Source organism: Corallococcus sp. CA053C (assembly GCF_003611675.1).
GTDB lineage: Bacteria > Myxococcota > Myxococcia > Myxococcales > Myxococcaceae > Corallococcus.
Genome location: NZ_RAWA01000646.1, coordinates 1 through 3,293, shown reverse-complemented (window position 1 = coordinate 3,293; position 3,293 = coordinate 1). Strand labels below are relative to the sequence as shown.

The following is a 3,293-nucleotide window of genomic DNA, read 5'->3' as shown; positions in this document are numbered from 1 at the left end:
TCGTGGGCTCGGAGATGGGTATAAGAGACGGGGGCGGGGGGGCTTCCCCGGAGGGCCGGAGCCCGGCCGGACCTTCGGGCGCTGCTTGCAAAGCTGCAAGGAACGACCGCCCGTGATAGTTGGCCTCGGATCATGGCCAACGAGCTAGAGCGGGAGGTCGCACGGCGACGTACCTTCGCCATCATCTCCCACCCCGACGCGGGAAAGACAACCCTGACGGAGAAGCTGCTGCTCTACGGCGGCGCCATCCACCTGGCCGGCAGCGTCAAGGCCAAGCGGGCCCGGCGTCACGCGACCAGTGACTGGATGGAGCTGGAGAAGGAGCGCGGCATCTCCGTCACGTCGTCCGTGCTCCAGTTCACCTACCGCGACCACGCGGTGAACCTGCTGGACACCCCGGGCCACCAGGACTTCTCCGAGGACACCTACCGCACGCTGAGCGCCGCGGACGCCGCGGTGATGCTCATCGACGCGGCCAAGGGCGTGGAGCCGCAGACCAAGAAGCTCTTCAAGGTCTGCCGCCTGCGCAACATCCCCATCTTCACGTTCGTCAACAAGCTGGACCGCTACGGCCGCGAACCGCTGGAGCTGATGAACGAGCTGGAGCAGGTGCTGGGCATCCGCTCCTACCCGATGAACTGGCCCATTGGCATGGGGCCGGAGTTCCGCGGCGTCTACGACCGGCAGGCGCGCGTGGTGCACCTGTTCTCCGCGGAGGGTTCGCACGGCGAGTCGGAGGTTTTGGAGCGCTCGGTGTCCATCGACGCGCCGGAGATCCGCGAGGTCCTCACCGAGTCGGAGCTGACGAAGCTCAACGAGGACATCGAGCTGCTCGACATCGGCGGGGACGCCTTCACCCGCGAGAAGTCGGACTCCGGGCAGCTGACGCCCATGTTCTTCGGCAGCGCGATGACGAACTTCGGCGTGCGGCCCTTCCTGGACGCGTTCCTGGACCTGGCGCCCGCGCCCACGTCGCGTCCCACCACGCAGGGCCCGCGCGAGCCGACGAACCCCAAGTTCGCGGGCTTCGTCTTCAAGATCCAGGCGAACATGGACCCCTCGCACCGCGACCGCATCGCGTTCATGCGCGTGGTGAGCGGTCGCTACGTCAAGGGCATGAACGCGTTCCACTCGCGCCTGGGCAAGGAGGTGCGGCTCGCCAAGCCCAGCCAGTTCATGGCCGCCGAGCGCACGTCCATCGAGGACGCGTGGCCGGGGGACGTCATCGGCCTGTTCGACCCGGGGCAGTACCGCATCGGCGACACGCTGGCGGAAGGCGCCACGGACGTGGCGTTCGAAGGCGTGCCGCGCTTCAGCCCGGAGTTCTTCGCGGTGGTGCGCTCGCGCGACCCGTTGCGCCGCAAGCAGATGGAGAAGGGGCTGGAGCAGCTGTCCGAAGAGGGCACGGTGCAGATCTTCCAGCAGCCCAGCATGGGCATGAAGGACCCCATCGTCGGCGTGGTGGGCGCGCTCCAGTTCGAGGTCCTCCAGTACCGCCTGGAGCACGAGTACGGCGCGCGCATCGCGCTGGACCGGTTGCCCTTCAGCCATGCGCGCTGGGTGGTGGGGCCGAACTTCGACCCGCGCTCCTTCGACTGGGAGGGCAACCGGCAGACGGTGCAGGACCGCGACGGCCTGCCCCTGGTGCTCTTCCGCGATGACTGGGCGCTCCAGCACGCCGAGGAGAAACACCCGGAATTGAAGTTCGTATCGGAGGCCCCGATGATTCGCGCGGCGGTCCCGGTCGCCACGGGCAGCTAGCAGCAGCCTTCCCCTTCCGGGCCGGCGGGGGGCTGGCGACCTTCATCAGGAGTGCAGAGCACCATGGACGTGGACGTACGCGCTGTACCCCCTCCGGCATCGGGGGCAGGGCGGCGGCATCGGGGGGGCCTCGCGGTGGTCGCGCTCCTCGCGACGCTCGCCCTCTGGCCCCTGTTCAAGTACCACGTCGGTCCCGACAACGAGCTGCGCCTGCGCTTCCCCGTGGGAAGCGGGCCCCTGTCGGGGAGCGTGACGTTCCAGCGCGAGGGCCATGCCCCCCAGGGTTGGGACCTGCCCGACCCCCACCTGTGGCAGTACGCGGGCGATGGCGTGCCGGAGGGGCAGCAGGAGATCCACGTCGCCCTGCCCCGGCGCGCGGTGTCGGCGGACGTCACGCTCCGCGCCCCACCGGGCAGCCGCGTCCTCCAGGTCTCCTGGGTGTCGAAGCGCGTGCCGGTGGGGTTCCTCCGTCAGGCCCCGCCGCTGGCCTTCGAACAGGAGGCCGTCGACGCCGACACCGTGCGCCTCCACGTCCCCGACCTGCGGCCGGGGTTCTGGGCGCTGGATGCCGCGGACGCCCTGTTCGTCGGGGGCGCGTGGCTGCTGCTCTGGCTCCTGCTGGAGGCGCGCTGGGGCGAGGGGAGGGCGGCCGCGTTCGCCCGGCGCCGCGCGGGCTGGGCCCGGTACGCGCTGCCGCTCGCGCTGGCGTGGGGCTCCTGGTGGATGGCGTTCTTCCCCGGCCTCGTGTCGTTTGATCCGCTGTCCCAGTGGCAGCAGCTCAAGACGGGGGAGTTCGCCAACTGGCACCCGGCCTTCCACACCTGGTGGATGGGCGCGTTCGGGCTGCCGTTCGAGTCGCTGGGCGCGGTGAGCGGCTTCCAGGTGCTGTTCTTCGCCACGGCGATGGGCAAGGTGCTGGAGGAGCTGGGGCACTGGAAGGTGCCCGCCTGGGCCCGCTGGGGCGTGGTGCTCTGGACGGGGCTGTCCCCGGCGGTGGCCACCAACATCATCGCGGTGTGGAAGGACGCGCCCTTCACGCTGATGTGCCTGGTGTCCGTGCTGCTGCTGCTGCGCCTGGAGCGCACGCGGGACGTGGGCCTGGGCCCCGCGCTGCGCCTGGGGCTGTGCGTGGCGTGCATCGGCCTGTTGCGGCACAACGGGGTGCTGGTGGCGCTGCCGGTGCTGCTCACCGGACTGTGGCGGATGTCGGACCGCCGCGCCCGCGCGGTGCTGCTGGCGACGGGGCTGGGCGGCATCCTGTTCGTGCGAGGCCCCGTCCATGCGCTGGCGAAGGTGGCGCCGACGCCCTCCACGCTCACGCAGGTGCTGACCCTGCACCGGCTGGCCGCGATGGTGAACTCGCCGTACCTGTCGCCCGACGACGCGAAGACGCTCTCCGAGCTGATGCCCCTGGAGCAGTGGCGCAGCCGCTACCTGTGCTTCGCCGCGGGCCCGCTCATCTTCAGCGCGTCACCGTTGACGGCCGAGCGGCTGGCTGGCTCTTATACACATCTGACGCTGCCGACGAACTC

1 protein-coding gene is annotated in these 3,293 nt (G+C 70.4%); it reads left to right on the top strand.

The features are described from left to right. The first annotated feature begins 132 nt into the window (after window positions 1–132). The gene (locus tag D7V97_RS41530) at window positions 133–1,761 is read left to right on the top strand and encodes a peptide chain release factor 3 (protein ID WP_120616064.1); all 1,629 of its coding nucleotides are present in this window, start codon (window positions 133–135) and stop codon (window positions 1,759–1,761) included. Window positions 1,762–3,293 lie beyond the last annotated feature (1,532 nt).